This window comes from Marinimicrobium sp. ARAG 43.8 (genome assembly GCF_050113635.1).
GTDB lineage: Bacteria > Pseudomonadota > Gammaproteobacteria > Pseudomonadales > Cellvibrionaceae > Marinimicrobium.
Map to the genome: position 1 here is coordinate 13,259 of NZ_JBNJLT010000011.1, position 25,067 is coordinate 38,325.

At 56.7% G+C, this 25,067-nt stretch carries 27 protein-coding genes and 1 tRNA gene; 14 read left to right on the plus strand and 14 right to left on the minus strand.

Going from position 1 to position 25,067, the window contains the following annotated elements:
* Positions 1-41 precede the first annotated feature (41 nt).
* Complete coding sequence (locus tag ACQCLF_RS15210; RefSeq protein WP_426988812.1) at positions 42-1,004, plus strand: DnaJ C-terminal domain-containing protein; 963 nt, start codon at positions 42-44, stop codon at positions 1,002-1,004.
* A 2-nt stretch (positions 1,005-1,006) separates the two neighbouring features.
* On the plus strand, positions 1,007-1,318 hold the full coding sequence (locus ACQCLF_RS15215) for a chaperone modulator CbpM (protein ID WP_426988814.1): 312 nt from the start codon (positions 1,007-1,009) through the stop codon (positions 1,316-1,318).
* On the opposite strand, the gene ACQCLF_RS15220 is transcribed toward ACQCLF_RS15215, so the two are convergent.
* Positions 1,315-1,986 (minus strand): RluA family pseudouridine synthase, encoded by a 672-nt coding sequence (locus tag ACQCLF_RS15220; protein WP_426988816.1) that lies wholly within the window; start codon positions 1,984-1,986, stop codon positions 1,315-1,317. The two genes, ACQCLF_RS15215 and ACQCLF_RS15220, sit on opposite strands and share 4 nt — an antisense overlap.
* A 30-nt stretch (positions 1,987-2,016) precedes the next feature.
* Between ACQCLF_RS15220 and ACQCLF_RS15225 the strand changes: the two genes are divergently transcribed.
* A complete protein-coding gene (locus tag ACQCLF_RS15225; RefSeq protein ID WP_426988818.1) occupies positions 2,017-2,277 on the plus strand; it encodes a DUF2970 domain-containing protein in 261 nt (86 codons plus the stop codon).
* 41 nt (positions 2,278-2,318) lie between these two features.
* Here ACQCLF_RS15225 and ACQCLF_RS15230 read toward each other — a convergent pair whose 3' ends face one another.
* Both ACQCLF_RS15230 and ACQCLF_RS15235 read right to left on the minus strand, forming a co-directional pair.
* Positions 2,319-2,783, minus strand: a complete 465-nt coding sequence (locus ACQCLF_RS15230) for a MarR family winged helix-turn-helix transcriptional regulator (RefSeq protein ID WP_426988820.1) — start codon at positions 2,781-2,783, stop codon at positions 2,319-2,321.
* 232 nt (positions 2,784-3,015) lie between these two features.
* Positions 3,016-3,150 (minus strand): hypothetical protein, encoded by a 135-nt coding sequence (locus ACQCLF_RS15235; RefSeq protein WP_426988822.1) that lies wholly within the window; start codon positions 3,148-3,150, stop codon positions 3,016-3,018.
* Positions 3,151-3,453: 303 nt separating this feature from the next.
* On the opposite strand from ACQCLF_RS15235, the gene ACQCLF_RS15240 reads away from it, so the two are divergent.
* Together ACQCLF_RS15240 and ACQCLF_RS15245 are read left to right on the plus strand one after the other, a co-directional pair.
* Positions 3,454-5,118 (plus strand): nitrite/sulfite reductase, encoded by a 1,665-nt coding sequence (locus ACQCLF_RS15240; protein WP_426988824.1) that lies wholly within the window; start codon positions 3,454-3,456, stop codon positions 5,116-5,118.
* Positions 5,102-5,611, plus strand: coding sequence for a DUF934 domain-containing protein (locus ACQCLF_RS15245; protein ID WP_426988826.1), 510 nt, complete (start codon positions 5,102-5,104; stop codon positions 5,609-5,611). Before ACQCLF_RS15240 ends, ACQCLF_RS15245 begins: the two co-directional genes overlap by 17 nt.
* Positions 5,612-5,691: 80 nt before the next feature.
* On the opposite strand, the gene ACQCLF_RS15250 is transcribed toward ACQCLF_RS15245, so the two are convergent.
* The 9 genes from ACQCLF_RS15250 to ACQCLF_RS15290 all read right to left on the minus strand — a co-directional run bounded on the left by ACQCLF_RS15250 (position 5,692) and on the right by ACQCLF_RS15290 (position 15,341).
* Positions 5,692-6,870 carry an ABC transporter permease gene (locus ACQCLF_RS15250; protein ID WP_426988828.1) on the minus strand — a complete coding sequence of 393 codons (1,179 nt, stop codon included), beginning with the start codon at positions 6,868-6,870 and terminating at the stop codon, positions 5,692-5,694.
* Positions 6,867-7,619, minus strand: coding sequence for an ATP-binding cassette domain-containing protein (locus ACQCLF_RS15255; protein ID WP_426988830.1), 753 nt, complete (start codon positions 7,617-7,619; stop codon positions 6,867-6,869). The genes ACQCLF_RS15250 and ACQCLF_RS15255 overlap by 4 nt, the downstream gene beginning before the upstream one ends.
* Positions 7,620-7,631: 12 nt before the next feature.
* Entirely contained in the window at positions 7,632-9,062 is a 1,431-nt protein-coding gene (locus ACQCLF_RS15260) for an alpha/beta hydrolase (RefSeq protein ID WP_426988832.1), read from the minus strand.
* A 53-nt stretch (positions 9,063-9,115) separates the two neighbouring features.
* Positions 9,116-10,258, minus strand: coding sequence for a patatin-like phospholipase family protein (locus ACQCLF_RS15265; protein WP_426988834.1), 1,143 nt, complete (start codon positions 10,256-10,258; stop codon positions 9,116-9,118).
* Positions 10,259-10,329: 71 nt separating this feature from the next.
* Positions 10,330-11,940 (minus strand): AMP-binding protein, encoded by a 1,611-nt coding sequence (locus ACQCLF_RS15270; RefSeq protein WP_426988836.1) that lies wholly within the window; start codon positions 11,938-11,940, stop codon positions 10,330-10,332.
* A 224-nt stretch (positions 11,941-12,164) separates the two neighbouring features.
* Positions 12,165-13,010 (minus strand): dienelactone hydrolase family protein, encoded by an 846-nt coding sequence (locus ACQCLF_RS15275; RefSeq protein WP_426988838.1) that lies wholly within the window; start codon positions 13,008-13,010, stop codon positions 12,165-12,167.
* A 99-nt stretch (positions 13,011-13,109) separates the two neighbouring features.
* Positions 13,110-13,430 (minus strand): NGG1p interacting factor NIF3, encoded by a 321-nt coding sequence (locus ACQCLF_RS15280; protein WP_426988840.1) that lies wholly within the window; start codon positions 13,428-13,430, stop codon positions 13,110-13,112.
* Between the two features lie 33 nt (positions 13,431-13,463).
* Positions 13,464-14,321, minus strand: coding sequence for a CheR family methyltransferase (locus ACQCLF_RS15285; protein ID WP_426988842.1), 858 nt, complete (start codon positions 14,319-14,321; stop codon positions 13,464-13,466).
* A gap of 63 nt (positions 14,322-14,384) precedes the next feature.
* Entirely contained in the window at positions 14,385-15,341 is a 957-nt protein-coding gene (locus ACQCLF_RS15290) for a chemotaxis protein CheV (protein WP_426988844.1), read from the minus strand.
* A gap of 214 nt (positions 15,342-15,555) precedes the next feature.
* Between ACQCLF_RS15290 and flgA the strand changes: the two genes are divergently transcribed.
* From flgA to ACQCLF_RS15325, 7 genes are all read left to right on the plus strand, one after another.
* The gene (flgA, locus tag ACQCLF_RS15295) at positions 15,556-16,296 is read left to right on the plus strand and encodes a flagellar basal body P-ring formation chaperone FlgA (protein WP_426988846.1); all 741 of its coding nucleotides are present in this window, start codon (positions 15,556-15,558) and stop codon (positions 16,294-16,296) included.
* A gap of 154 nt (positions 16,297-16,450) precedes the next feature.
* A complete protein-coding gene (gene flgM, locus ACQCLF_RS15300) occupies positions 16,451-16,768 on the plus strand; it encodes a flagellar biosynthesis anti-sigma factor FlgM (RefSeq protein ID WP_426988848.1) in 318 nt (105 codons plus the stop codon).
* Positions 16,769-16,845: 77 nt separating this feature from the next.
* The gene (locus ACQCLF_RS15305; RefSeq protein WP_426988850.1) at positions 16,846-17,325 is read left to right on the plus strand and encodes a flagella synthesis protein FlgN; all 480 of its coding nucleotides are present in this window, start codon (positions 16,846-16,848) and stop codon (positions 17,323-17,325) included.
* A 117-nt stretch (positions 17,326-17,442) separates the two neighbouring features.
* Positions 17,443-17,518, plus strand: a tRNA-Arg gene (locus tag ACQCLF_RS15310).
* 29 nt (positions 17,519-17,547) lie between these two features.
* A complete protein-coding gene (locus tag ACQCLF_RS15315) occupies positions 17,548-18,261 on the plus strand; it encodes a 16S rRNA (uracil(1498)-N(3))-methyltransferase (RefSeq protein WP_426988852.1) in 714 nt (237 codons plus the stop codon).
* Positions 18,262-18,274: 13 nt separating this feature from the next.
* Complete coding sequence (gene relB / locus ACQCLF_RS15320; protein WP_426988881.1) at positions 18,275-18,448, plus strand: type II toxin-antitoxin system RelB family antitoxin; 174 nt, start codon at positions 18,275-18,277, stop codon at positions 18,446-18,448.
* Entirely contained in the window at positions 18,432-18,698 is a 267-nt protein-coding gene (locus tag ACQCLF_RS15325) for a type II toxin-antitoxin system RelE family toxin (protein ID WP_426988854.1), read from the plus strand. Before relB ends, ACQCLF_RS15325 begins: the two co-directional genes overlap by 17 nt.
* 78 nt (positions 18,699-18,776) lie before the next feature.
* Here the strand turns inward: ACQCLF_RS15325 and ACQCLF_RS15330 are convergent, their stop codons facing one another.
* Positions 18,777-21,227 carry a putative bifunctional diguanylate cyclase/phosphodiesterase gene (locus ACQCLF_RS15330; protein ID WP_426988856.1) on the minus strand — a complete coding sequence of 817 codons (2,451 nt, stop codon included), beginning with the start codon at positions 21,225-21,227 and terminating at the stop codon, positions 18,777-18,779.
* Between the two features lie 209 nt (positions 21,228-21,436).
* Positions 21,437-22,315, minus strand: coding sequence for a tRNA 2-thiocytidine(32) synthetase TtcA (ttcA, locus tag ACQCLF_RS15335; RefSeq protein WP_426988858.1), 879 nt, complete (start codon positions 22,313-22,315; stop codon positions 21,437-21,439).
* Between the two features lie 309 nt (positions 22,316-22,624).
* On the opposite strand from ttcA, the gene ACQCLF_RS15340 reads away from it, so the two are divergent.
* Positions 22,625-23,377 (plus strand): flagellar brake protein, encoded by a 753-nt coding sequence (locus ACQCLF_RS15340; RefSeq protein ID WP_426988860.1) that lies wholly within the window; start codon positions 22,625-22,627, stop codon positions 23,375-23,377.
* Between the two features lie 108 nt (positions 23,378-23,485).
* Positions 23,486-25,057, plus strand: a complete 1,572-nt coding sequence (locus ACQCLF_RS15345; protein WP_426988862.1) for a methyl-accepting chemotaxis protein — start codon at positions 23,486-23,488, stop codon at positions 25,055-25,057.
* Positions 25,058-25,067 lie beyond the last annotated feature (10 nt).

The window sequence follows — 25,067 nt, forward strand, 5'->3', positions numbered from 1 at the left end:
GTGATGTAAATTGTTGTGACGTAAAGAGGCAAGCGATCACGATGGAATACAAGGATTACTACCACACCCTAGGCGTTGAACGCGATGCCAGCCAAGACGATATCAAGCGTGCTTACCGGAAGCTGGCTCGAAAGTACCACCCCGACGTCAACAAAGAACCAGGCGCTGAAGACCAGTTCAAAGAGCTGGGAGAAGCCTACGAAGTGCTCAAAGACCCTGAAAAACGGGCCGCCTACGACCAGCTCGGCACCCAATGGCAGCGCGGCCAGGATTTCGAGCCACCTCCGGCCTGGGATCACCCCTTCGGGGCCGGCGGAGGGGCCCACAGCGCCAGTGGCGGTTCCTATCAGTCCAGCGGTGACTTTAGTGACTTTTTCGAGAACCTGTTTGGGGGTGGCTTTCAGCAACAGGGGTTTCGGCAAGACGGCAATCGGCGTATGCCGGGCCAGGATCTACACGCCCGCATCCAGATTGATCTGGAAGACGCTTTCAGCGGGGCGACCCGGCAAATCACACTTCAGCACCGGGAGGTCGACGCTCAGGGCCGAACCAGTAACCGCCCCCGCACGCTGAATATCAAGATTCCCAAAGGTATCAAGCCCGGCCAGAGCATTCGGTTGGCCGGGCAAGGCGAAGCCGGTTTCGGTGGCGGCCCGAAAGGCGATCTGTATCTGGAAGTGGAATTTCGCCCCCATCGCTACTTTCGGGTCGAGGAGCGCAATCTGTTCCTCGACCTGCCTCTGACGCCCTCGGAGGCGGCACTCGGCGCAAAAATTCAGGTTCCCACACCCGCCGGAGCGGTGGAACTCAAAATACCTCCCGGCTCGCAAACCGGGCGCAAGCTACGCCTTAAAGCCCGCGGATTGCCAGGCAACCCACCCGGCGACCTGTACGTGGAGCTCAGCATTCACGTACCGCCCGCCAATAGCGACAACCTCAAAGCTCTGTATGAGCAGCTGGCCTCAGCAACGCCGTTTAACCCACGCCGTCATCTGGAGGACTGACTATGGTAACCGACTCACGAGGCCTCAGTGGGCCCATTCTGGAAGAAGAAGTCGAACTGAGCCTGAGAGAGTTGTGCCACAGTTGCCGGGTCGAAACCGACTTCGTGGTGGCACTCGTTCAAGAAGGCGTCATAGACCCGCTGGGTCCACAGACGGCCCGCTGGCGATTTCACGGACACTGCCTCACCCGGGTAAGGCGCGCCGCCAATCTGCAACGCGATCTGGGCATCAATCTGGCGGGTATTGCACTGGCCCTGGACTTAATGGAGGAAAGCGACCGTTTGCGCACGGAGCTTGCACGCTGGCGCACTTAAAACGGCACATCCACCTCAAAGGTTAAGCGCTCCCCGGTTTCCGGGTGATCGAAGCTCAATCGGTTCGCGTGCAGCAGCAGCCGATCCGCCCGCGCCACCACAGAAGGCGGCGCATAAAATTCACACCCCAGGATTGGATGACCCAGGGCTTTGCAGTGCAACCGTAACTGATGAGAACGGCCGGTAATGGGATGCAACGCCAGGCGACTGGTCCCTCGCTCGGTATCTCGGGACAATACGCGATACTCCGTCAGCGCCGGCTTTCCGGAAGCGCTCAGTCGGCTGCAAGGTCGATGCTCCCGGTCCGGCTCCATCGCCCACTCCATGCGCCCCTGATCCTCCACCACCAGCCCCTCAACCACGGCGGTGTAGGTTTTCTTAACCGTGCGAGCCTGGAACTGGCGGCTGAGGTGAGAGAGGCTGCGGCGCTCCAGCGGGACCACGACAAGACCGGAGGTATCGAAATCCAGCCGGTGAACGGCATGGAGGTCGGGCCACGTCTCTCGCAAGCGAGCGATTACGCTGTCCCGGTTTAACGGGTGGCGACCGGGCACGGTCAGCAAACGCGTGGGCTTGTTAACCACCACAAAGGTCGCTTCCTGGCGTACAATCTCCAGAGGCTCGTCGCAGGCGGGCAGTACGATCAACTGATCCACGGATTCCGTCATAACAACCTTCAAATCAATACGGAGTGGCTGATGGCTTCATCCAAACAGCAATCAGACGTTCGGGCATCCCAGGCGAAATCTACCAAGCGAGCGGGAAAACCCGGTTTCTTCCAGATTGTGCTAAGCACCCTTGCCGCGGCGTTTGGGGTGCAGAGCAACCGGAATCGCGAGCGCGATTTCAGCCACGGCAGCATTTTCCCTTATATCGCGGCGGGGGTGATCTTTACCGTGCTTTTCGTGGTGGCGGTTATTTTCCTGGTCCGCCTGGTGCTGCATACCGCTGGCGCCTAGGCTGAGCGCGCCATCACCGCACTCACTGGAAAATAGCGTTGCTACATGTGCTTCCACAGCTGCAGGCTGTCGATATCCGCGGCCCTCAACATCTTCTGAATATTCCCTTTGAACGCTCGAACTTCGGTCGGGTGAAGCTGGCTTAGAAACTCAGCCTGATGGGTTTCGGCCCGCTGGTTCAGTGTCTCCACCAGCCCGGCACCTTCTTTAGTGAGATGGATTTTGACCGAACGGCGGTCCAGTCCATCGTGCTCACGCTGTATTAATTGCTTGTGTTCCAACCGATCCAGCAACCGCGTAACCGCCGAGCGGTCCACAGCAATATTGTCAGCAATTTGCGCGGGAGTGCGCGCCAAGTCATGAAACAAGACGTTGAGGATCATCCACTGCGGCCAACTAACGTCCTCTTCCTCCAACGCGCGATTGAACGCCTCACGCATACTGCTGGCCAGACGGTTGATCCAGAACGTAAAACTGTTGTGCAAATGAAAACCACTCCGAGTCATTCGCTCACCGCCCGCTGCGCTTGCTCCATTTGATGACCTCATACTTGCCGTGCCTCTTTTCTTCGATATCCTTGCATTTTAATTGCAGTTACAACTATCCGCAAATGAGATAATGTTATCGGAAAGCAAAAAGAGCAGGAATGGGCGGGATCATACAAAAAAGCCCGCCTGGCGGCGGACTCTCTACAGGGAATACTAATGTTACAGGGAGTACAAATGACTACCCGAAATGCTACTGGCCGCTGATCCAGAAAATACAGGTGGCGACAAACAGTGCAATAAGCGCCACGGCGGCTATCGCATCGGCCATGGCGTCTTTCTCACTGGGTTCGTGCGTCTCAGTGGTGGTATGGGTCGGATTCGTCATTTTGTTATTCTCCTCTGGTGTACACTGGGAATTAGCGTCCGAATACCGCATATAACCATACCTGTCCGAGCTTTGACAAGCCGGATATAACCAACCGGCATGACCTTAGCCCAAATTAATGGTTCAAACCCGACGTCGCCTTTGCTATGTTGCAGGGATTAAGGCCCAGGGCGGCCGGGCTCGCGCCGGAAGCGCTTTTCGTGTATCCTCCGCCGCGGCCCAACGCCGCATTTGAGGCCAGTCACAGGCCCCGAACCAACCGTGGTTTGCAACCCTTCGGCAGTACAGGTAATACAGCCCTCTATGTACATTTACGACGAATACGATCGCCGCATCCAGGGGCAGCGCGTGAAACAGTTTCGCGCCCAGATGGAGCGCTATCTCGACGGACAGCTGGAAGAAGCCGAATTTCTTCCCCTGCGTCTGCAAAACGGCCTTTACGTACAGCGCCTGGCCCCCATGCTGCGCATCTGTGTGCCCTACGGCCTGCTCAACAGCCGCCAGTTGCGCAAACTGGCCCATATTACCCGCACCTATGACAAAGGCTACTGCCACGTCAGCACCCGGCAGAACATCCAGTTGAACTGGCCCCAGCTCGAGCAGGTGCCGGATATTCTGGACGAGTTGCTGGAAGTGGAGATGCACTGCAACCAAACCAGCGGGAACTGCATTCGCAATACCACCACCGATCAGTTTGCCGGGGTTGCCACCGATGAATTACTGGACCCCCGCCCCTACTGTGAACTGATCCGCCAGTGGTCCACATTCCATCCCGAGTTTGCGTTTTTACCGCGTAAATTCAAAATCGCCGTGAGCGCCACTCAGGAAGACCGTGCAGCCATTCGGGTTCACGATATCGGTTTGCAAATCGTGCGCAATGAGGCCGGCGACGTCGGTTTCAGCGTCTACGTGGGCGGCGGTCTGGGCCGCACACCGGTCATTGGCAGCCTGATTAACGAATTTGTGCCCGAAGCCCATTTGCTGACTTACCTGGAAGCCATCCTGCGTATCTATAATCAGTTTGGCCGCCGGGACAATAAGTTCAAGGCCCGCATCAAGATACTGGTTCGTGCGATGACCCCTGAGGTATTTGCCGAGAAAGTGGCGGCCGAGTGGGAGCATCTGCGTAACGGCAGTGCCACCCTGACCCAGGAAGAAATTGATCGCGCCAAGAGTTACTTCACCGAGCCGGCCTACGAAACGCTGGACGATACCGCTGCCCAGGCGGAAGTGGATCGTCTCGCCAGCGAGACCAAGGCATTTGCCAACTGGCTCAAGCGCAATGTCCACCCACACAGAGTGCCCGGTTACACCGCCGTAAACCTGTCATTGAAACCGACCGGAGTCGCCCCGGGCGATATCACTGATAAACAGCTGGAAGTGATTGCCGATCTGGCGGATCAGTTCAGCTTCGGCGAGGTACGTACCACGCACGAGCAAAACATGGTACTGGCGGACGTGAAAAAATCCGACCTGTACACACTGTGGCAAAGTGCCAAAGCGGCCGGTTTTGCCACACCCAACATTGGCACCCTGACCGACCTGATCTGCTGCCCTGGCGGGGACTTCTGTTCACTGGCCAACGCCAAGTCCATTCCGATTGCCGAGGCGATTCAGCGCCAGTTTGACGATCTGGATTACCTGTACGATCTGGGAGATATCGACCTGAATATTTCGGGCTGCATGAACGCGTGCGGTCACCACCATGTGGGTCATATCGGCATTCTCGGCGTCGACAAGAAAGGCGAGGAGTTCTATCAGGTCACCCTTGGCGGCCATTCCGGCAACGAAGCGTCTCTGGGCCGGGTGATTGGCCCTTCCTTCAACGCTGAGGAAATGCCCAGCGTGGTGCAGAAAATTGTCGATGTGTATGTCGAGCAACGCACCGATGAAGAACGCCTGATCGACACCGTCAACCGAGTGGGCATTGCCCCCTTCAAGGAGCGCGTCTATGCCAAAGCTAGTTAAAGACGGCGCCATCGTCGACAATGAGTGGACGCTGATGGCCAAATCGGAAGAGGATGCCTCCAGCGTTAAGGTTCCTGAGGGTCAGGTTATCGTACCGCTGGCCGTATGGCAGGCCCAGAAAACCACGCTGGCCAATCGCCAGGATATCGGCGTGTGGCTCGACACCGATGAAACCGCCGACCAGTTGGGCGACGATGCACGTCAACGGCCACTGGTGGCGGTACACTTTCCCGCTTTCGCCGATGGCCGGGCTTTTACCACCGCGCGAATGTTGCGTGAGCGATTCGGTTTCGAAGGCGAGCTGCGTGCTATTGGTTACTTTCTGGCGGAGCAGGCGTGCTACCTGCGTCGCTGCGGCGTCAACGCCATGGACTTTGGGGAAGACCGCGAGCAGCACCTGCAAGCGGCCATCGAGGCGCTGAACGACTTCACCGAATACTACCAATCCTCCGTGGATCAACCGTTGCCTCTGTTCCGGCGCCGCGCTGGCTAACCATCGAACGGCGATGCAGAGTAAAACCAAAAGGCCCCGGTGCTTTATCAGACCGGGGCCTTTTTTGTATCCAACCATTATTACGGAAGGATTTTTTCCTGACGGTATCGATACACTGTCAGGAGCAGCAACCCGGCTGACAGCAATACCGTAACGCTCACCGACGCTGCCAGGGACGCTATATCAATCCCCCGCCCCATCACAAGGTTTAGTGCTATCTGGTATTGCCCCAGCAAAGGCACCGCCGCCGTACCGGGGGTGTCTGGTATGTTAAGAAACTGGAGCAGAAAAAACGGCAGCATCGGCACCATCATGGCTAAGCCAAGTTGCGTCTGCGCCTCTTTTGTCGAGCGTGAAAAAGCGGCAATGACCAACAGAAACGCCGTCAGCAGTAATGCGACCGGCAAGTACAATACCGCCGTCCATAAAAATGTGGACATCGAAAAATCGTAGCGACTGGCGAAGCCGCTGTCGTCCATAAACTGAAAACCAATAAAAGCGGTGATCAGCGGCAGGATCAACGACAACAGTACAAACGTGAGCACGGCGGCGTATTTGCCCGCGACCAAGATACGCCGCGGCACCGGCAGCGCCAACAGCGGTTCAAGGGAGAGTCGCTCGCGCTCTCCGGCCGTACTGTCCACCGCCAGATAGAAGCCCCCCATCATCATGGAAAACAGCACGATAAAAGGCAGCATCAAGCCCACAAATGCTTCCGTCACCTCTCGCTCCGCCACGTCCCGTTCACTGATACTCAGAGGTTCGAAGATGCCGGGATCAATGCCTCTTGCCCAATAGCGCAGTTCTCTGAGTTGGCCGTGATACGCATCGAGCGCCGATTTCAGCTGGCGGCGCAAAGGCTCTGCCGCATCATTGCCGCTGTCGTAATGAATCATGAGCGGGGCTGGCTCGCCTTCTGCCAGTGCCGCACCGTACGTGTCGGGAATCTCCAGCACCACGGATGCATCACCATCGCGCAGCCAGGAAGCCAATTGTTCCCGCTCAACGTCTACGGACTCTGGTTTGAAATTGCGGCCCACCAGATACGCCGCCAGATTCGGCGCCCGATCCAACCCCACCACCGACAGGGGGCGTGTCTGCTCCGGATTCACGCTGTGTTTATTGACGGTAAAAATCAACGGCCCAATCATTAGCGTCGGCAACATCAATGGACCGTACAACAACGTAAAAAACATGGAGCGACGATCCCGCAGGTTATCGCGTATCTCCTTGAGCCATAACGTCAGGAAGGCGCTCATGCAAACGCCTCCGGCGACTCACCAATGGCCACGACAAACGCATCTTCCAGGTCCTGTTGTTTAGTGCGCGTCAGAATGCCCTCCAGAGAGTCAGTCATGGCCACCCGTCCTTCGCTGATAATCGCTACCCGATCACACAGGCGGGAGACTTCCTGCATGATATGACTGGACACCAGAATGCAGTGCCCGGCATCACGCAGCTCACGCAAAATACGCCTCAGGTTGCGCGTGGCCATAACATCCAGCCCATTGGTGGGTTCATCCAAAATCAGGGTTCTGGGTCGATGGATCAGCGCACGCCCCAGTGCCACCTTGGTGCGCTGCCCTTGTGAAAACCCGTCGGTTCTCCGGTCGGCAAAAGCCTGCATATCCAGTTGCTCCACCAGGGAGTCAATGCGCTGCCGGGTATCACCGCGAGTCAGGCCGTACAGGCGGCCGTAGTACGCCATGTTTTCACGTGCCGTCAGGCGCGGATACAGGCCCGCATTGTGGGGCAAAAAGCCCAGGGTACGCCGCACGTTGTGCGGGTCTGAGAGCACATCGTACCCATCCACGGTGGCGCCGCCTTCATTGGGCCGAATCAAGCCGGCGAGAATTCTCAGCGTTGTGGATTTACCGGCGCCATTGGGTCCGAGCAGGCCGGTAATCTGTCCGTCCTGCGCCGCGAAGCTCACGTCCTGCAACGCGACCAGAGGCGTTTTTCGGCCCTTGGGCTTGAAGGTTTTGGATAACTGGAAAGCCTCAATCACAGCGAGCTGTCCTCAGGGCGATGGCCCGTTGCGATGAAAAAACAGGGGGACGGGCTGCGTACGCTGCAGACAGTCGGCCCGAATGGAATCCACATCGGCACTCTCGACAAATTGACCGATCAGCCGGGGAACACAACCGGACGGGCCGACGTGATGTGCCCTGGCAGGTACTACTAAATGGCGGGACTGATTTAAGCCCTCTTTTACTTGATCGCCATAAGCGGGCGGCGTGATGGGATCACGCTCACCACTGAGCAATAGCGTCGGCACCGATGACACCAACGGTGCTTTAAAGCCCGAGGACACCTTGCCCCGAGGCCATACATCACACAGCGCTTTCATTCCCTGAACCAGCGTCTCCCCCATGTAGGTGTCATTCAACGGTTCCGTCGACGCGTCGGCGTAGAAAGGCACATCTTCCGAACACACAATGCTGTTATGCATTCCCATCGCCATTTGGTCGCTCCAGTCCAGCTCAGCGGACAGACGTGCCAATACGGTGAAATCTTCATTCCGATAAGCGGCTTCCAACGCCTGCGGCAACACGGACAACAGATGGCTGTTGTACAACGCCATACGAATCACGCCAGTCAGGTGGGCACGCTCGAAACGCATTTCCTGCCAGCCACCCGTTTTGAGGGACTCAAAGCGGACCATCACCGGTGCACCGGACAGTTGTTGAAACAGGCCCACTATGCCTGAGGCGAGTTCCGGGAAGCGTTCGTGACAGGAGGGGTCTTCCTCGCACTGCGCCAGTAAGGCTTTTAGAGCCGCATCACTGAACACTGCTATCTCCGGCCCCAACGCCACAGGCAGGGGGAGAACACCGTCGAGCACAACGGTCCGCAATGCGCCTGGAAAGTGGCGCATATACAATTGGGCAACCCGCGTTCCGTAGGAGACGCCATAAACATTCCACTGCGGCAGGTTCAGGGCGCGGCGCACCCGTTCCAGATCCCGCACTGCCACCTCCGACAAATAGAACCGGGGGTCCCCCTCGAACTGTTCCAGGCAGGCCGAACCGAGTGCGCGCCACTGCTCGGGGTCATCACCGGTCATAGCGTCAACCCCCGCAAGGTCACAACGCTGGGGATTTGAGTGGCCTGTGCCGCGTTGATCGATCAGATAAATATCCCGGGTGCTGGCCACATCGCTCAGCCAGCGGTCCATCCAGAGAAAGCTTTCGCTGGCCGACTGTCCCGGACCGCCCGCCAGAGCCACCAACGGATCTCCAGTCGACTGAGCTCCCGACGTCGGCAACCGCACAATCAATAGCTCAATGGTTTTCGATGACGGGTCTGCCTCGTTTTCGGGAACGGCCAGAGTCGCACACTGGACGATGCGTTGACGCGGCTCACCCTCGAGAAGACATGTGCGAAACGCGACGTCTCCAACGGTGGCCACGGGTTGTTTGTCGAGCACAGTCAGGGCAATCGCAGGCATTGCCAAAAACGTGAGGACGCCAGCATGACACAGCTGTCGAACTCTACAGGCGATCACGGCGAGACACCAAAGAAAGGACGCAGTGACTCTGCCTCCCACATGGTGTCCTGATAACCGAGTTCAATCAGGTCGCGAATAAACTCCTGATGAAACAACAGGTAGCTGGCCGCTGTCGCGCCGCCGCCTTTGGTGGTAGCACCAATCGCCCTCAGGAAAAAGCGCAAACTTTTCGGTAAATAGCGCACCTTGCGCCCGGCTATGTGATCCAGCTCCCGCGAAGGCGAAATAACCCGATTGTCCACAGCGCGCAACGGCAGGCCCGCCGAGGACAAGCGACCTTCTGGTATCATTTTCACTAGCTGATTGATACGCTCCATATGCTCCAGGTCGCCCTCCAATGCGTCGATAAACGCACTGTTAAACAGTTGTCCCACAATTTGAGCCATAGAGGGAGAGTGCTTGACTGACCGGGGTTTAACAGGTTTTTTCATCTCACGGTTACCGCTCACACCCACGATGAACAGTGATTCAGCGCCCAAGTGAAGCGCGGGACTGATCGGCGCCAATTGCCGCAGCGCCCCGTCGCCATAATATTCACGGTCAATACGGACTGCGGGAAAAATGGTGGGGATGGCCGCTGAGGCCATCAGGTGCTCCAGCTTCAGCTTGGTGGGCACACCCAAACGGCGGTGTCGGTTCCAGCCTTCCAAATCGGGCGCGCCCTGAAAGAAACTGACCGATTTGCCTGAGCTGTAGCCCATGGCATTGACCACCACCGCCATCAATTTACCACTGGCAATCGCCTTATCGAGGTTATCAAAGCGTATCGAGGTGCCCAGGAGATTCCAAAGCGGGCCGTTGTCCAGCATGGATAGAGGACGTGTCCGCCCCACCCCTTCGTTAAACAGCGAAAACCCCAGCAAACCAAACCCTTTCCCCAGGTCTCCCCAGCTGTGTTTGTAAATCCGATCCGGAGTCAGCCCCTCCCATATGCCCGCGAGGGAGGCCACCGCCTCCCGAAAATTACCGGGGTGGCAGGCCAGGGCCAACGCATTGATTGCGCCGGCCGAAGTGCCACAAATAATCGGGAACGGGTTAACGGTTTCTTCAGGGAGGATACTGGCCAAGGCCTGCAGCACACCCACCTGATAAGCGGCTCGCGCGCCGCCACCGGAGAGAATCAGGGCTCGTTTCATCGATACCACTCAATGTTTGTCACACGATAGAACGCGGAATCGCGATTCCGTTATGAAAATCAGCCTTGTAGTTATTTGGCGTCTCCGTCGCGCAGTTCACGACGTAATACTTTACCGACGTTGCTTTTTGGCAATTCCTCACGAAACTCAACAGCGTGGGGGACTTTATAAGCCGTGAGTTTTTCTTTTGCAAATGCCCGCACATCGGCTTCCGACAATGTTTTGCTCGTCACCACAAAGGCTTTAACCAACTCGCCGCTTTCTTCATCCGGGACACCCACCACCGCCGCTTCCACGATGTCAGGATGCGTGCAAAGCACATCCTCTACTTCGTTGGGAAATACTTTAAATCCGGATACATTGATCATATCTTTCTTGCGGTCAACAATTTTGATGTAGCCGTCTTCATCAATTTGCGCCATATCACCAGTGCGGAACCATCCGTCTTCCGATAAGACTTTCGCGGTTTCATCGGGACGATTGCGATAGCCTTTCATGACCTGGGGCCCTCGCACGCAAAGCTCTCCGGGTTCGCCATTCGGGAGACGCTGCCCATCTTCGTCGATGACCTTGCACTCTGTATCAGGCAGCGCAATACCGACCGTGCCCAGCCGAATACCATCGGGGGGATTGATGGCCACCACGGGCGATGTCTCCGTTAATCCATACCCCTCCAAAATATCCGAGCCAGTCACCTCTTTCCAGCGCTTGGCCGCAGCGGCGGTCAATGCCATCCCCCCGGACGCCGTCAAGCGCAAATGGCTGAAGTCCATTTTGACAAAATCGGCGTTGCGGCACAGCGCATTGAACAATGTGTTCAACCCCACAAAGCAGGTAAAAGGCTTGCCTTTAATGGCTTTCACAAAGGCCTTGATATCCCTCGGGTTGGGAATCAGCAGGTTGTGGTTTCCCAGTGCCATGGCGGAGGTGATGTGCAGCGTAAAGGCGTAGATATGGTACAGCGGCAAAGGCGCGACATAGAATTCCTGATTAACCCGGAAATGCCCATCCATGTGGCGATTAAGCTGCATCATGTTGGCCACCAGATTGCGGTGCGTCAACATTGCGCCCTTGGCCACGCCGGTGGTTCCTCCCGTATATTGCAGTACGGCCACGTCCTCCGGCATGCTGCCCGTCGGCTTATGAGTCGCGTCGCTGTCGAGGGTTCGACGAAAGGAAACCGACGTCGGAAAATGAAAGTCAGGCACCATTTTTTTAATGTACTTCACGACCGTATTGATCAACCAGCGCTTCAGCGGTGGGTGAAGATCGGCCAGTTCAGTGACGATAACCTGTTCTACATCGGTCTGTTCGATCACGGCGGCGGCTTTGTCAGCAATATTCGCGAGCACCACCAGCGCCTTGGCACCCGAGTCCTGAAGCTGGTGGCGAACTTCCCGCTCGGTGTACAAGGGGTTGGTATTCACCACGACTAACCCGGCGCGCAATGCACCGAGCAATACCACCGGATATTGCAGAATGTTGGGTAACTGAATGGCGATACAGTCCCCTGGCTGAAGACTCGTTTCTCGCTGCAGGTAAGCGGCAAAGCGACTGGAGAGCCTGTCAATATCGCCGAATGTGAGGGTTTGACCCATGCAGCTAAAGGCGTCACTGCGAGCGTAGCGAGTCAAGGCTTCTTCAAACACTGACACCAGGGTACGGTCATAATCTTGCGCCATAATCACCATTCTCCATGCTGCTGATTGCAATCCGCCCAAGGGGTAACCATGGCACTCCCATGGGAGGAAAATTGGCCACTGCGTAAGACGCACCGGGGCGTGGGCCGACCCTTATGGCTCTCACGGATTATCAATCCCTTACGACAAGGTTGCAACCGACAGCCAACGGTTTTGCGAATCACCCCGCGACCGTCTCACCGCACGGTCTGCCACGCGGTGTCACTTCAGTCAAAAAGCTGCTCAAGAAATTGTTGGGTCTGGCGCCAGGAGTCCGCATCGGCTTCCGGGTCATACGCCAACGGAAGGTCAAAGCGCTCGCCCGCTTCGGTGGCATCCGAGTTGGTAAAAGCGTGTTTGGCACCCTCGTAATTCACCACCCGATAATCCACATCGGCTTCACTCATTTCTTTTTCGAAGGCCGCCACTTGCTCCGCAGGCACCATTGGGTCCGCTTCGCCGTTGAACACCAGTACTTCGGCCTTAATATCGCCTTTGCTGGCCGGTTTATCAGTACCCAGCATGCCGTGGTAGCTGATCACGCCCTCAAGATCCAGGCCCCGGCGCGCCATATTCAACACCACGGCTCCGCCAAAACAGTACCCCAGCGCAGCGATGCTGTCGCTGTCCGTCTGGGGCTGCTCTTTTAATACGTCCATGGCTTTGCGAAACCGTGCCTCGGCCTGTTGCCGGTTACTCATCACCGCCTGCATGAACGCCTGCGCTTTCTCGGGGTGATCGGCGTATTTGTCTGAGCCATACATATCCAGTGCAAAGGCGGTATAACCGAGCCGGGCGAGCATATCCGCCCGCTTGCGTACGTAATCCCCATGGCCCCACCATTCGTGTACCACCAGTATTCCGGGGCGTTCGCCCTGCACAGAGTCGTCAAATGCCAAGTACCCCGTATAGGGTTCACCCTCCACTTCGTAGCGGATCTCCCGGGAGGTGACGTCGGCATGAGCCAGCGCCGTCATCATCGTCAGTAAAATGGCCAATAGGGAGGCAAAATGACGCTGCCAATGAGTCGGCGCCTGGCGGCTCGCCAAAGTGAGAGACCGCAATTGTTTCATATCCGCATACCTCTTGAAGGAGTCGAAAACGCTACCGTTATATACACCCACTACATATACGTCCACTACGCTTCTCTGCATCAATCGCTCTCTGACCCGTTATTCTGCGCTCAGATCCGCAAGCTTCCAGACATCATAAGCGGGTTCTTCATAAGGATGGGCTTGCCTAAGGGCCGAGATAGCCGCGCGGATCCGGTCATCGGCGCAAACCATCTCCACGCGATATTCGTTCACCGTTTCTACCGCGCCCTCCCTTCCCAGATAAGGCTGGCTACCCGCCAAGGGCCGGAACTGCCCCTGTCCAGAAATCTGCCAGCAGCAGCGGTCATAATCGCCTATACGCCCGGCTCCAACGGCAAACACGGCCGCTTTCACCGCATCGGCGTGAGTTTCCGGCACAAAAAACACGAATTTGTACACCGTTTTGCTCCTTAGGCCTGACACACTTGACGCTCACCGCGCCCGGTACAGAATGCCAGGATCACAACGAATCATGTCGTACAGGTGAGCGGTGCCGGAGAGCCCCTCCGAAGAGCCGAGGAACAGCACGCCGCCCGGTTTCAGACAGGCATGGATTTTCTCCAGGATGCGACGCTTGAGTTCGGCATCGAAATAGATCAGCACATTGCGGCAAAACACCGCATCAAACTTACCCAGTCCGGCGTAGGAGTCCAGTAGGTTCCAGGCACGAAATTCGATACGGTCTCGTACCAAAGGCTTCACGCGCCAGACATTCTCCGCCGGATTATCAAAAAACCGGGTCAACCGTTCGCCGGATAAGCCTCGCACCACGGAGAGCCGGTCATATTCACCTCGGCGCGCCTGATCCAGAACAATCGAGGAGAGGTCCGTCGCCACTACCTGAACCGGTCTGTGCAAGACGCCCATGCGTTGCCGACGAAACTCCTCCACCACCATACTGATCGAATAAGGTTCCTGACCGGACGAACATGCCGCCGACCAAATTCGAATCGGTCCGTCTCCCCGGTGCTTAGGCTCCATCCACTGAGGTAACAATGTGCGATTCAAGTACTCAAACGGATAGACATCCCGAAACCAAAAGGTTTCATTGGTGGTCATGACATCAATGACCTGTTCCTTCAAGCGCCGGTTTGAGTTTTGTTTCAGGGCGCGAACCAGGTCACTGAACGAGGACAACTTGTGTTCCTCCAGCAATCGACGAATACGATTAGAAACCAGATACTGTTTGTTATCGCCCAGCGCAATACCACAAGCATCACGCAAAAACTGGCGAAAATGGTCGAACTCCGCCTGGTCATAGGCCTCACGTTTGCCCGCTGCTTCATTCATTGTCTCGCCACCACTCTCCCGGTTCCCCTTTCCAGAACTACAAGCAACACTTCACTGGGCGCACTATTCCGCAGTCTCTTCGATCAGGTCTTCGCCGGATATGGCCTTGATTCGCTCATTTACCTGAAAGGCCAGTTCATTCGGGCTGAATTTCGCTAAGAAGTTATCCGCACCGACCTTCTGCACCATAGCTTTATTGAACACACCACTGAGCGAAGTGTGCAGCAAAATATACAAGTCTTTCAATTCGGGATGATTACGCACCTCCGCCGTAAAGGTGTAACCGTCCATTTCTGGCATTTCAATGTCCGAAATAATCATAGCCAGAGATTCGGCCGGTTTCTCGCCCCGGGCCACCATGTCCAGTAAATAATCCAGCGCTTCACGGCCATCCTGACGTATGGTCGTCTCAACCCCCAGGGATTGCATGACTCTCTGGATTTGTTTTCTGGCAATCACCGAGTCGTCGACGATGAGCACATGCTTTTTCACACCTCCTTCACTGGCACCGCTACCCAATACATCCTCGCCGATGCGCTCATTGATCGGAGCCGTTTCCGCCAGGATTTTTTCCACATCGATAATCTCAACCAGCTCGCCATCGACCTCGGTCACGGCGGTTAAATAGTGCGCCTGGCCTGCTCCACGCGGTGGTGGATGGATATCACTCCAGTTCATGTTAACGATCCGGTCGACGCCCTGGACCAAAAACCCCTGCGCCGTGCGATTGTATTCGGTGATAATGACGAACGCGTGGTCAATAGCGCCCAGCGAAGCCTTACCGATAGCCAGACTGGTATCGAGTATGGACAAGGTGCCCCCCCGAATGTGGGCCACGCCACGCACCACCCGATTACGCCCCGGGAGTGCGTTGAGCGTAGGGCAAGGTAATACTTCCTTTACTTTGAAGACATTGATGCCATACACCTGTTTACCAGCGAGTCTGAAAAGCAGCAGCTCAAGCCGGTTTTCCCCCACCAGATTGGTTCGCTGATCCACGTTGTCTAACACACCGCCCATGTCCTACCTCTTGAAGTCTGAAATTCGCTGAGTCTAAAATTCGCGCGAGTTTAAAATCCCAGCAACGCCTGGGCGCATCCTACACCAGAAATCACACCAGCTAGCGTGACTTCGCGGCCCGGCACGCTCTTTGCTTTAATATCCGCTATAAGGTTTAGCGGCTGAAAACCGTCACGCTTTAATCGCCTCGCTTACAGGAAGAATAGGACAAAACATGAGGCTGTGTCGCCTATTGAACCATCAGCAGACAGGAGCCCACCGTAAACGGCGGCTATGGCTGGCTCTGTGCCTGTGGATACCCGCTTCTGTGGCGGCCAATCCAACACAGGATCTTGCGACGCTGCGCTCAGCGGTTGCTGACTATTTAATGGCGTTTTATCAGGTGCCAGGCATCGAGCGCACCCGGGTAGCGGTGGAGCCTTTGGACCGACGCCTGCGGCTGGCACCGTGCGAACAACCACTGGAGTTCCGTCTGAGCGACGAGGAACGCCGGGGAGGCAACCTGACGGTTCACACCCGTTGCCCGGGCCCTACCGCCTGGGCATTATATGTTCCCGCCCAGATTGCCGTATACCGGCAAGTCGCCGTGGCAGCGAAAGCCTTGGGCCGCGGCCACCGAATCACGGCAGCGGATGTGGCACTTGAGGTGCGCAATACCGGCCAATTGCGTCAAGGTTTTGTCGCCCAGGCGGAAACGGTGACAGGAAAAGAGTTGCGTCGCCCCCTGAGCGCCGGAGAGCCAATGCGGCTGAGTATATTGCAGGAACCCACCGTGATTGAACGGGGCGACCAGGTACGATTGCGGGCGAACGTGGGCACTATTATGGTCGACACCACAGGAACCGCTCTCGGTTCAGGCCGGGTAGGCGACCAGATCCGGGTGCGCAATGATCGTTCAGAACGGGTAGTACGAGGCCGAATTACCGCCCCGGGGACGGTAGAGGTCCAGCTATAACGCGAAACACGTCACGTTTATGCCAAAAAGGCATTAAAGTTATAAGGATGCCGGCCGTTATCCAGAGTAGCAGCCCTTTGAACAAGGGCCAAGGGCCGAGTGAGCCAGGCCCGGCTTCGGTCGGCATCATCGAAGATTTGTTGGGGAACAATCTATGGTTATCGATTCAGGCAATAGCATCAAACCCGGAAACGGCGGCAACAACCGTTCGGCGGGCATTCCCGCGACTGAAAATCGCTCTAAAACCGGCGACGCCCAGCAAAGCGCCCGCGCGCCTCAGGGCGATCAGGTGCAGCTAAGCGCGGAGGCGCAAAGCATTAATCGCCTGGAAGACCAGCTGTCCAAGCTGCCGGAGGTTGACATCGAACGCGTCGCCAGCCTTAAACAGGCTATCGCTGAGGGGCGGTTCGAAATTAACGCCGAGCGCATCGCCCAAAATATGCTTCAGCAGGATGATCTGCTCGGCGAATAGTGTAATAACCCGGCACCTCGGGCCTCCCCACCCGGGTACCGGTTTTGCTCCGATGATGGCCACGACCGAGGTTACCCATGACCCCATCCCCCGATTATCTCCGCGAGATGCTTACGTTGGACCAACAGCGTATAGACCAGCTTGAAACGCTGCTCGAGCAAGAAAGAGAAGCACTTGAACAACGCCACCACGAGACGCTCTCGGGCCTGATCGACACCAAACAACAGTTGATGGCCGCCCTGGGAGAGCACGCCCGCCAACGTCAAAGCTGGCTGGAAGCCGCCGGATTGAACCGTGACCACGAAGGCTGGCAACGCTGGCTCCAGCAACGCCCTGATGGGCAGGCGCAAATCCCCCAATGGCAGGCGTTGGCCACACGCTTTGAACACTGCAAAACTCTGAACGATATTAATGGCAAAATTATTCAGCGCGCTCAGAGTTCTCTGGGACAACTGCTGAAATTGATGCGCGGACAAACCACCGACGGGCCTTCCCTGTACAACGCCCAGGGTCAATCCGGAGGCGCTGGAGAATCACAAACACTGGGCAAAGCCTGAGTCGTTAAGGCAAAAACCGCCACAGTCCATACAGAACGCGCCGCCCGGCACGTCGCTTGTGCCGCTGACACGCTTTTTAGTATAGTGGCGCACCTTGCCGGTCTGACCGGTCATCGCGTCCCCGTCGATTAACAGGATAAATCCTCCGCCTCCTAAGCGGAAGCTCCAGGTTCGAGTCCTGGCGGGGACGCCATTTACCGACGAGCCTTCTCTCTCCATACTATGAACCTGCTCCTGCTCGAAGCTCAAGATTTACGCTCACCTGAACGCGCGTTGATTCGCGACGAACGGCGTCTCACCCATATTCGCAATGTACTAAGAGCCGGAAATGGCAGCACGTTGACGGTAGGGCTACTCAACGGTGCCATGGGAGAGGGTCACATTGTTCAAGACAACGCCCAGGGTATTGAGATAGCGTTATCACTGAACGGGCAACCCCCGGAGCCCCTGCCGTTGACACTTGTGCTGGCCCTTCCCCGACCTCAGCAACTGAAGCGAATTCTGCAAACAGTGGCCGGCAGTGGTATCAAGCAATTGCATTTACTGCACAGTCGGCGGGTCGAAAAAAGCTATTGGCAGACACCGGCTTTAAAAGCCGAAGAGATAGAGCGTCAGTTTACGCTGGGATTGGAACAGGCCGTGGACACGGTCATGCCCACCGTGCATTTTCACCAGCGCTTCAAACCTTTTGTAGAAGATGCGTTACCCGAGTTGATGTCCGACCATCTGGCATTGGTTGCCCACCCCTACCGCGCCGTGCCCTGCCCCAATCAGGTTCGACGCCCGATTCTATTGATGGTCGGCCCGGAAGGCGGTTTCAACGACTTCGAAATATCTTTACTGGAGGAGCGAGGGGTACAGACCGTGGAGCTCGGCCCACGCATCCTCAAAACGGAAACCGCACTGCCTTTTTTATTGGGACGGATTACCCGATGACATTGAAGCCCGCCTGACCGCCCTCGCCGCCAAAACCGGCCGTACCAAGACCTTTTACGCCAAGGAAGCCATCCTTGAGCACCTGGACGACATGGAAGACAAGTACCTGGCCATCAACCGCCTGGAGAACCCTGGCAAGCGCTGGACACTAGACGAGATGGAGCAGGACCTTGACCTGGAGCGTTGAGTTTGACGATGCGGCCGCCAAGGAGATGCGCAAGCTCGACCGCCAGGCCCAGCAAGAGATTCTTCGCTACTTCCGTGAGCGCATTACCACGGATGAAGACCCCCGCCGCTTTGGTAAGCCACTGCCCCGCGATCTGGCGGGATTGTGGCGTTACCGCGTTCGCAACTACCGTATGATTTGCAACATCGAAGACGACAAGCTGATTGTATTGGTGCTGCGCGTGGGCCACCGTAAAGACATTTACGAGTAACCCCTTTTTTAGTCTCAGGGTTTCCTTGCCAACATGCCAGGCTTTCTGACGCTGGTGGGCCATTACCAAGCCTGCATTTTAGAATCGTAGGCAAGCGGCCGCCTCTTCAAGCAACTCGTCAAAGCGCTCCAGCGGCACCGCCGGACTGAAATAAAATCCCTGGTAGAACGGGCAACCATAGGTTCGCAGTATCGATATCTGAGACTCGGCTTCTACGCCTTCGGCGACCACTTCCAGCTCCAACAGGTTCGCCATGGCAATCATTGTCTCAACCAGCACCCGGTCATTGTGGTCTTCCGCAATATCGTGAATAAAGCTTTTATCGATCTTCAATGTCGTAACGGGGAGCTGCTTGAGATAACTAATGGAAGAGTAGCCTGTGCCAAAGTCGTCAAGGGCGAAACGAATACCACGCTCAGCCAGCCGACGCATGGTCACGATAGCTTCTTCCACCTGCTGAATAACAATACCTTCTGTGACTTCCATTTCCAGAGAGCCGTTCGGGACCGGGTAGCGGTCCAGTGTCTTCAGCACATCATTTGCGAACGCCGTGCGCCGGAACTGCCGGGGGCTGATATTAATACTCAGCCTCATACCGTCTTCCCACCAGCCCTGCTCCACCCAGTACACCAGGGTCTCGCAAGCGGTTTCCAGTACCCATTGACCCACCTCCAGGATTAATCCCGACGTTTCCAATACCGGAATAAAGTCAGCAGGGGAAATCAGCCCTTTTTCCGGATGACGCCAGCGCAATAACGCCTCTGCACCGACGATGCGCCCATTATCGATATCCATTTTGGGCTGATAGTACAGGGCAAACTGCCGTTCTTCCAGCGCGCGATGCAGGTCGCCCTCCATGACCAGTTGTCGACTGACTTGATCCGCCATTCCTTCATTGAAGAACTCAATGGCATCCCGCCCTTTTTCTTTCACCTGATACATGGCCGTATCCGCATAGCGCAGGAGTTCGTGCACACTGCTGTCACGGTCGGGAAAAATGACCACCCCCACGCTACAGCTCACTCGCAACTCCAGATTTTCCGCGCAGAAAGGACGCGAGACAATTCGACGAATTTTTTCACTGATCTCTCCCGCCCTCAGAGCAGCGGTTTCCAAGTCCTGGTCCAGCACAGTAAGTACAACGACAAACTCATCTCCGCCGAGCCGAGCCACCATATCTTCTTGTCGCACCGTACTGGTCAGGCGCTTCGCCACCTCCGTCAGTACCGTGTCGCCAACCGGATGCCCCAGCGAGTCGTTGATATTCTTGAACTGATCGAGATCAATAAACAGCACAGCACCATAGTATTCATGCCGACTCGCCCGCTTCAGTTCCAGCTCCAACCGCTCTACCAATTGCACCCGGTTGGGCAGATGAGTGAGAGCATCATGATGTGCCATGTACTCCATTTTCACTTGTGCGTTTTTGCGCTCGGTAATATCCACCGACACAACCAGAGCCGCCACTTGATCGTAGTAATTAAGAGGCATAATGTGGCTTTGCAGATAGAGCTGGCGCCCATCGAATGCCGTAAATGCCTCTTCGTTGATTTCAATATCAATCCCCTGCCGAATCACCCGCTGATCGTTCTGTAATAGTTCATCTACATCCTCCGTGGCCTCCCGCAACAAATCCCGGGCATCACACCCTTCCATCGCTTCGGGTACGGTGCCCAGTAATTGCGCCAGCGTGTTATTCGCGAACAAGTAACGACCGGTTATATCTCGAGCCCCGACCATGACCGGAATACTGTCAATGATTTGCCGCATATGCTCTTCACTTTTGCGCAACGCCAATTCCACCGCGCGACGTTTGGCGAGAGACAGATCCACCGCATTAAGCAGCTCGTTACTGCTATCGAGTAGCTGGGCCAGTTCATCCTTACGCCCGGGCAACGGCGTGAGGCGACGCACGCCAGGCTCTTCGGGATTAATGCTTTTGATCTCCCGGGAAAGCCGGGCCAGGGGTTTTGCCAGAATGAAGTAGAACGCAAAAAACAGAAGGACCACCAGCAGGGCATTACGAACGAAACCGGTGACCAGATTCAGCAAAGAACGCTCATAGAAGCCCCTTAAGGCCTGATCCATGTCAGCGGTGAACGCCAGGCCACCGGCAACCGGTTGCCCGTAACCGGGAACCACCAGGTCGGTGTGCAATGTATGGGTTTCCTCACCCACCAGCTCGGTCAGCCAGCGGGTGCGGGAGGGTTTCATCGGGGTGGCTCCCTTGGCGAGCACGTTCCCAAGCTCATCGTTCACCCAGACGCCAATAACGAAGTCATACGCCAGCAGACCGTTCACCACCTCAGCAGCCAACTCATCATCCAGGGTGTGAACCGCTCGAACCGCCGGCGGCGTGGCGACTTCCATAACCCGATCAAACAGGCGTTCAAGCTCCGTACGCTGATTGCGAAAATCAAGGTATAGTTGAAGCGAGCTCATCAGCAAACCCAGCATGAACGCCAGGATAATGCCAATCCTCGCCAGCTGAAAAGAGACGCTTTGGAACAGTGAAGGAGGCTGTGTCATTTATCGTTATATTCCCATGGCGGCCCCTGGAAAGCCCGCTCGCCGGCAGCGATCCCAAGGAAGCGCTCAGTATCCAAGCAGGAGAAGCCATTCTCCCACAGTGCCGCTCTGTCGTCCATTTCCACAATTTTCGCGCCACGACTCCGGCCTTGACGGCGTCACGGCATACATTATCACCAGAGGTTTAGTACCCGCAGTATAGTGGGCGTTCAGGAAAGCTGCAGAGCGGGTATAAATTGCTCGACACCGGATCCCGGCTTCTCTTGGTGATCCTCAGCGACTGCTGCCGGATCCTGCTTCAGTTGGGCAAAATCAAACAGCGTCGTATCGGCCAGCTGCGACGGGGCCACATTACGGACGGCTGAGAAGATCGTTTCGGTCCTCCCCGGATGCTGCCGTTCCCAATCACTCAGCATCTGCTTTATGACCTGCCGCTGCAGGTTTTCCTGCGAGCCGCACAGGTTGCAGGGGATAATGGGGAACGCCTTATAGTCAGCATACTCGGCCAGATCCTGCTCTTTGCAGTAAGCCAAGGGACGGATCAACACATTGCGTTTGTCGTCAGAGAGCAGCTTCGGCGGCATCGCCTTGAGCTTGCCGCCATAAAACATGTTCAAGAACAGCGTTTCAATGATGTCATCCCGGTGATGACCCAGGGCGATTTTGGTAGCGCCGATATCATTGGCAAAGCTGTATAACGTGCCGCGTCGTAAACGGGAGCACAAGCCACACGTGGTCTTTCCTTCCGGAATCACATCCTTGACGATGCTGTAGGTGTCCCGCTCAATAATATGGTAAGGCACACCCACTTTAGCCAGGTACTCCGGTAATACATGCTCAGGAAAACCCGGCTGCTTCTGATCCATGTTAACCGCGATCAACTCAAAACGGACCGGCGCGGTTTTCTGTAGGTTCAGCAGGATATCGAGCATGCCATAAGAGTCCTTGCCACCCGATAGGCAGACCATTATACGGTCACCCTCTTCAATCATATTGTAATCGGCTATGGCGCTGCCCACCTGACGGCGCAGGCGTTTTTGCAGCTTGTTGAATTCAAGGCGCTCTTTGCGCAAAGCGGGCTGACTCATAAATCCCTCGGTTAATACGCATGGGGGCCTGCTGGCCCGGGCGACATTGTACGTATTTTACCCGGCACTGGGAATTGCCGCCCAACGGCAGAGGTTTGCCGCTCCCGCGCCGCTTCCGCTCAACACACACCCACGGGTGGCCCGCTGAGCGGGGCTCAGAGGCCACGACCCGCTCAGCGGCGGGCACTATCGTTGATGGCACAGCTTTTGCTGGTTTAGAGATTGCGCTGATTGCACTATTGGCAAAGCACCGTTTGTCACCACCCGAAAAGTGGCCCACTTCCCGGCCCAAGAGGATTGAGCACTGCCATGGCCTTGTTGCGGACGTTCCTGAATCGATTCGTCACCACCGACGAGACTCGCCCCGCGCCGATTGAACCCGCGCTGGGGCGGCCCGAACCGGAAAGTGTGTCACTTCTGCGTCCTCTGGCTTTGCGGCGACAGCTGCTCACGGTTCGGGTCGGACAGCAACCTTACCAGAGCCTCATACTCGCGCTTGATATTGAGCGCAAGCTGTTATGGCTCGACGACCTTTTTCCGCGTACCGCTTCACTGATGATCGGGGAAGCCGTGAATGTTGAACACCCGATGCATCATCAGCTGCTCTCATTTTCAGCACCTGTGGCCGGCTGGAGCGCCAGCGGTCAACAGGGAGGAATCGCGCTGCCCTTACCCGAAAAAATCTCAATTGGCCCTCGTCGGCGCTGGCCCAGGCTCGACGTGTTCGGCTGGCATCCGATCAGTGCCCGGCTGACCATTCCCGGCTGTGAGCCAGTTTCTGGTGAAATCCTCAATATTTCGGCGGGCGGCGTTCGTCTGAGCCTCAGCGGCGACTGGCGCGCCCGGCTTCGCCACGGCGATATTTTGCCCCTGTGCGAGTTCAAAGTGTGTGACCAGATTCGAATTCGTTGCCGTGTTCGAGTGTGTGCTCACGGGCTGACCCACCGGCCGTGGCGCCAAACCCGGCTGAGCCTGGCGTTCGAGGACATCCACCCTTCTGTACAGCAGGCCCTGGCCGTTTACATCGAGCGGGCTATCGCCACGTTCGCTCACGCGGCCTGAGCAATACCCAATCGCGAAAGCGGCTTTCCCTGACCCCTCAACTTTTCGGGCGCCTGGCCGATAGCCAACCAGGCGAAGTTACGAGTCCTGAAAGTCAAAGGTATTTTTATGCGCAACAACGGCCCCACGACGGGCAAAGATATCCCGGTCAAGGCGGGGGAGGAACTGGTGTCCTCAACGGATACCAAAGGGACAATCCGGTTCTGCAATGACACTTTTCAGGCCATTTCAGGGTACACGCGCGAGGAGTTGATCGGCCAACCTCACAACGTCATCCGCCACCCCGAAATGCCCTCCCCGGTGTTCGCCCAGATGTGGACCGCATTGAAAGCGGGTCAACCCTGGATGGGTATTGTGAAAAACCGTTGCAAGAATGGCGATCACTACTGGGTGGACGCCTACGTGACGCCACTGAAAGAGAACGGCACGATTCGCGGATACGAGTCCGTTCGTGTTCAGGCAGACCCGGTGCGGCGACAACGTGCCGAAGCGGCGTATGCCAGGCTGCGCAATGGCCAGTCGGCCTGTCCCCGCTGGCGCTCCCTGTGGCAACACCTGACCCTCTTTCGACTCACCGCCGCCGTGGCACTGCTTTGCTCTCTGCTGTTTCTCATGCTCACAGGCCAGTGGAGTGCGGCATCAGTGGGTAGCGCGTTTGTTCAAAGCCTGATCATCGGGGCCGCCGCCCAGTGGTTGCACCGAAAGGCACTCAGTAAACCATTAAGTGAGGCTCGAGAGGTACTGCACGACCCGGTGGCGGCGTACATTTACACCGGGCGCGTGGACGCTATGGGTGAAATCCGTTTCGCAACGCTCGCCACACGATCGCGCCTCGGAACCGCTCTGGGTCGCTTTGGCGAAAGTGCGCGTGAATTGCATCATCAAGCTGTTGAAGCCCAGCAGCAAGCACTACAAACGCGACGCGGGATGGAAGAGCAACAGCGGGAGACCTCCCGGGTCACCGATGCCATGACGCAAATGGTTCAGGCCGTTCAGGAAGTGGCCAGCGGTGCCTCTGACACTTCCAGTGCCACTCAAGAGGCCATCGGTGAGGTAGAACGAGGTCGACAGGTTATCCATACCGCGGGCAACGCCATTTCCGAGCTATCCCGTCAGGTTGGACAGCTCGGCGAGGTACTTGACCGCCTGACGCGAGACAGTGGTGAAATCGCCCAGGTAGTGAACGTGATTCGCGGCGTGGCCGAACAAACCAATCTGCTCGCTCTCAACGCGGCTATTGAGGCGGCGCGGGCCGGTGAGCAAGGCCGGGGCTTTGCCGTAGTGGCCGACGAGGTGCGGACTCTGGCACAACGCACCCAGGATTCCACCGGCCATATTCAGGCGATTATCGGCAAGCTTGGCGAAGCCACGGGAGAAGCCGGTGAAGGGATGGATGAATGCCAGGCATTGGTAGAGCGCAGCGTGGGTGAAATGGACAATGTGAGATCCGCACTGGAAGCGATTACCGCCGCTGTGCAGCAGATCGACAAAATGTCACACCAAATTGCCGCCGCGGCTGAAGAGCAGTCAGCGACCACCGCTGAGGTGCAAGGCAATACCCAGCACATCAATGACATCACTGACCGCACTCGCGAGGAAGTCACACAGGCGGAGGCACTGAACCGGCAAATGGAAGCGCTCTCCGAGCGGCAGTTGAACTTAATCACCCGTTTTAATTAACGCGAGGCTC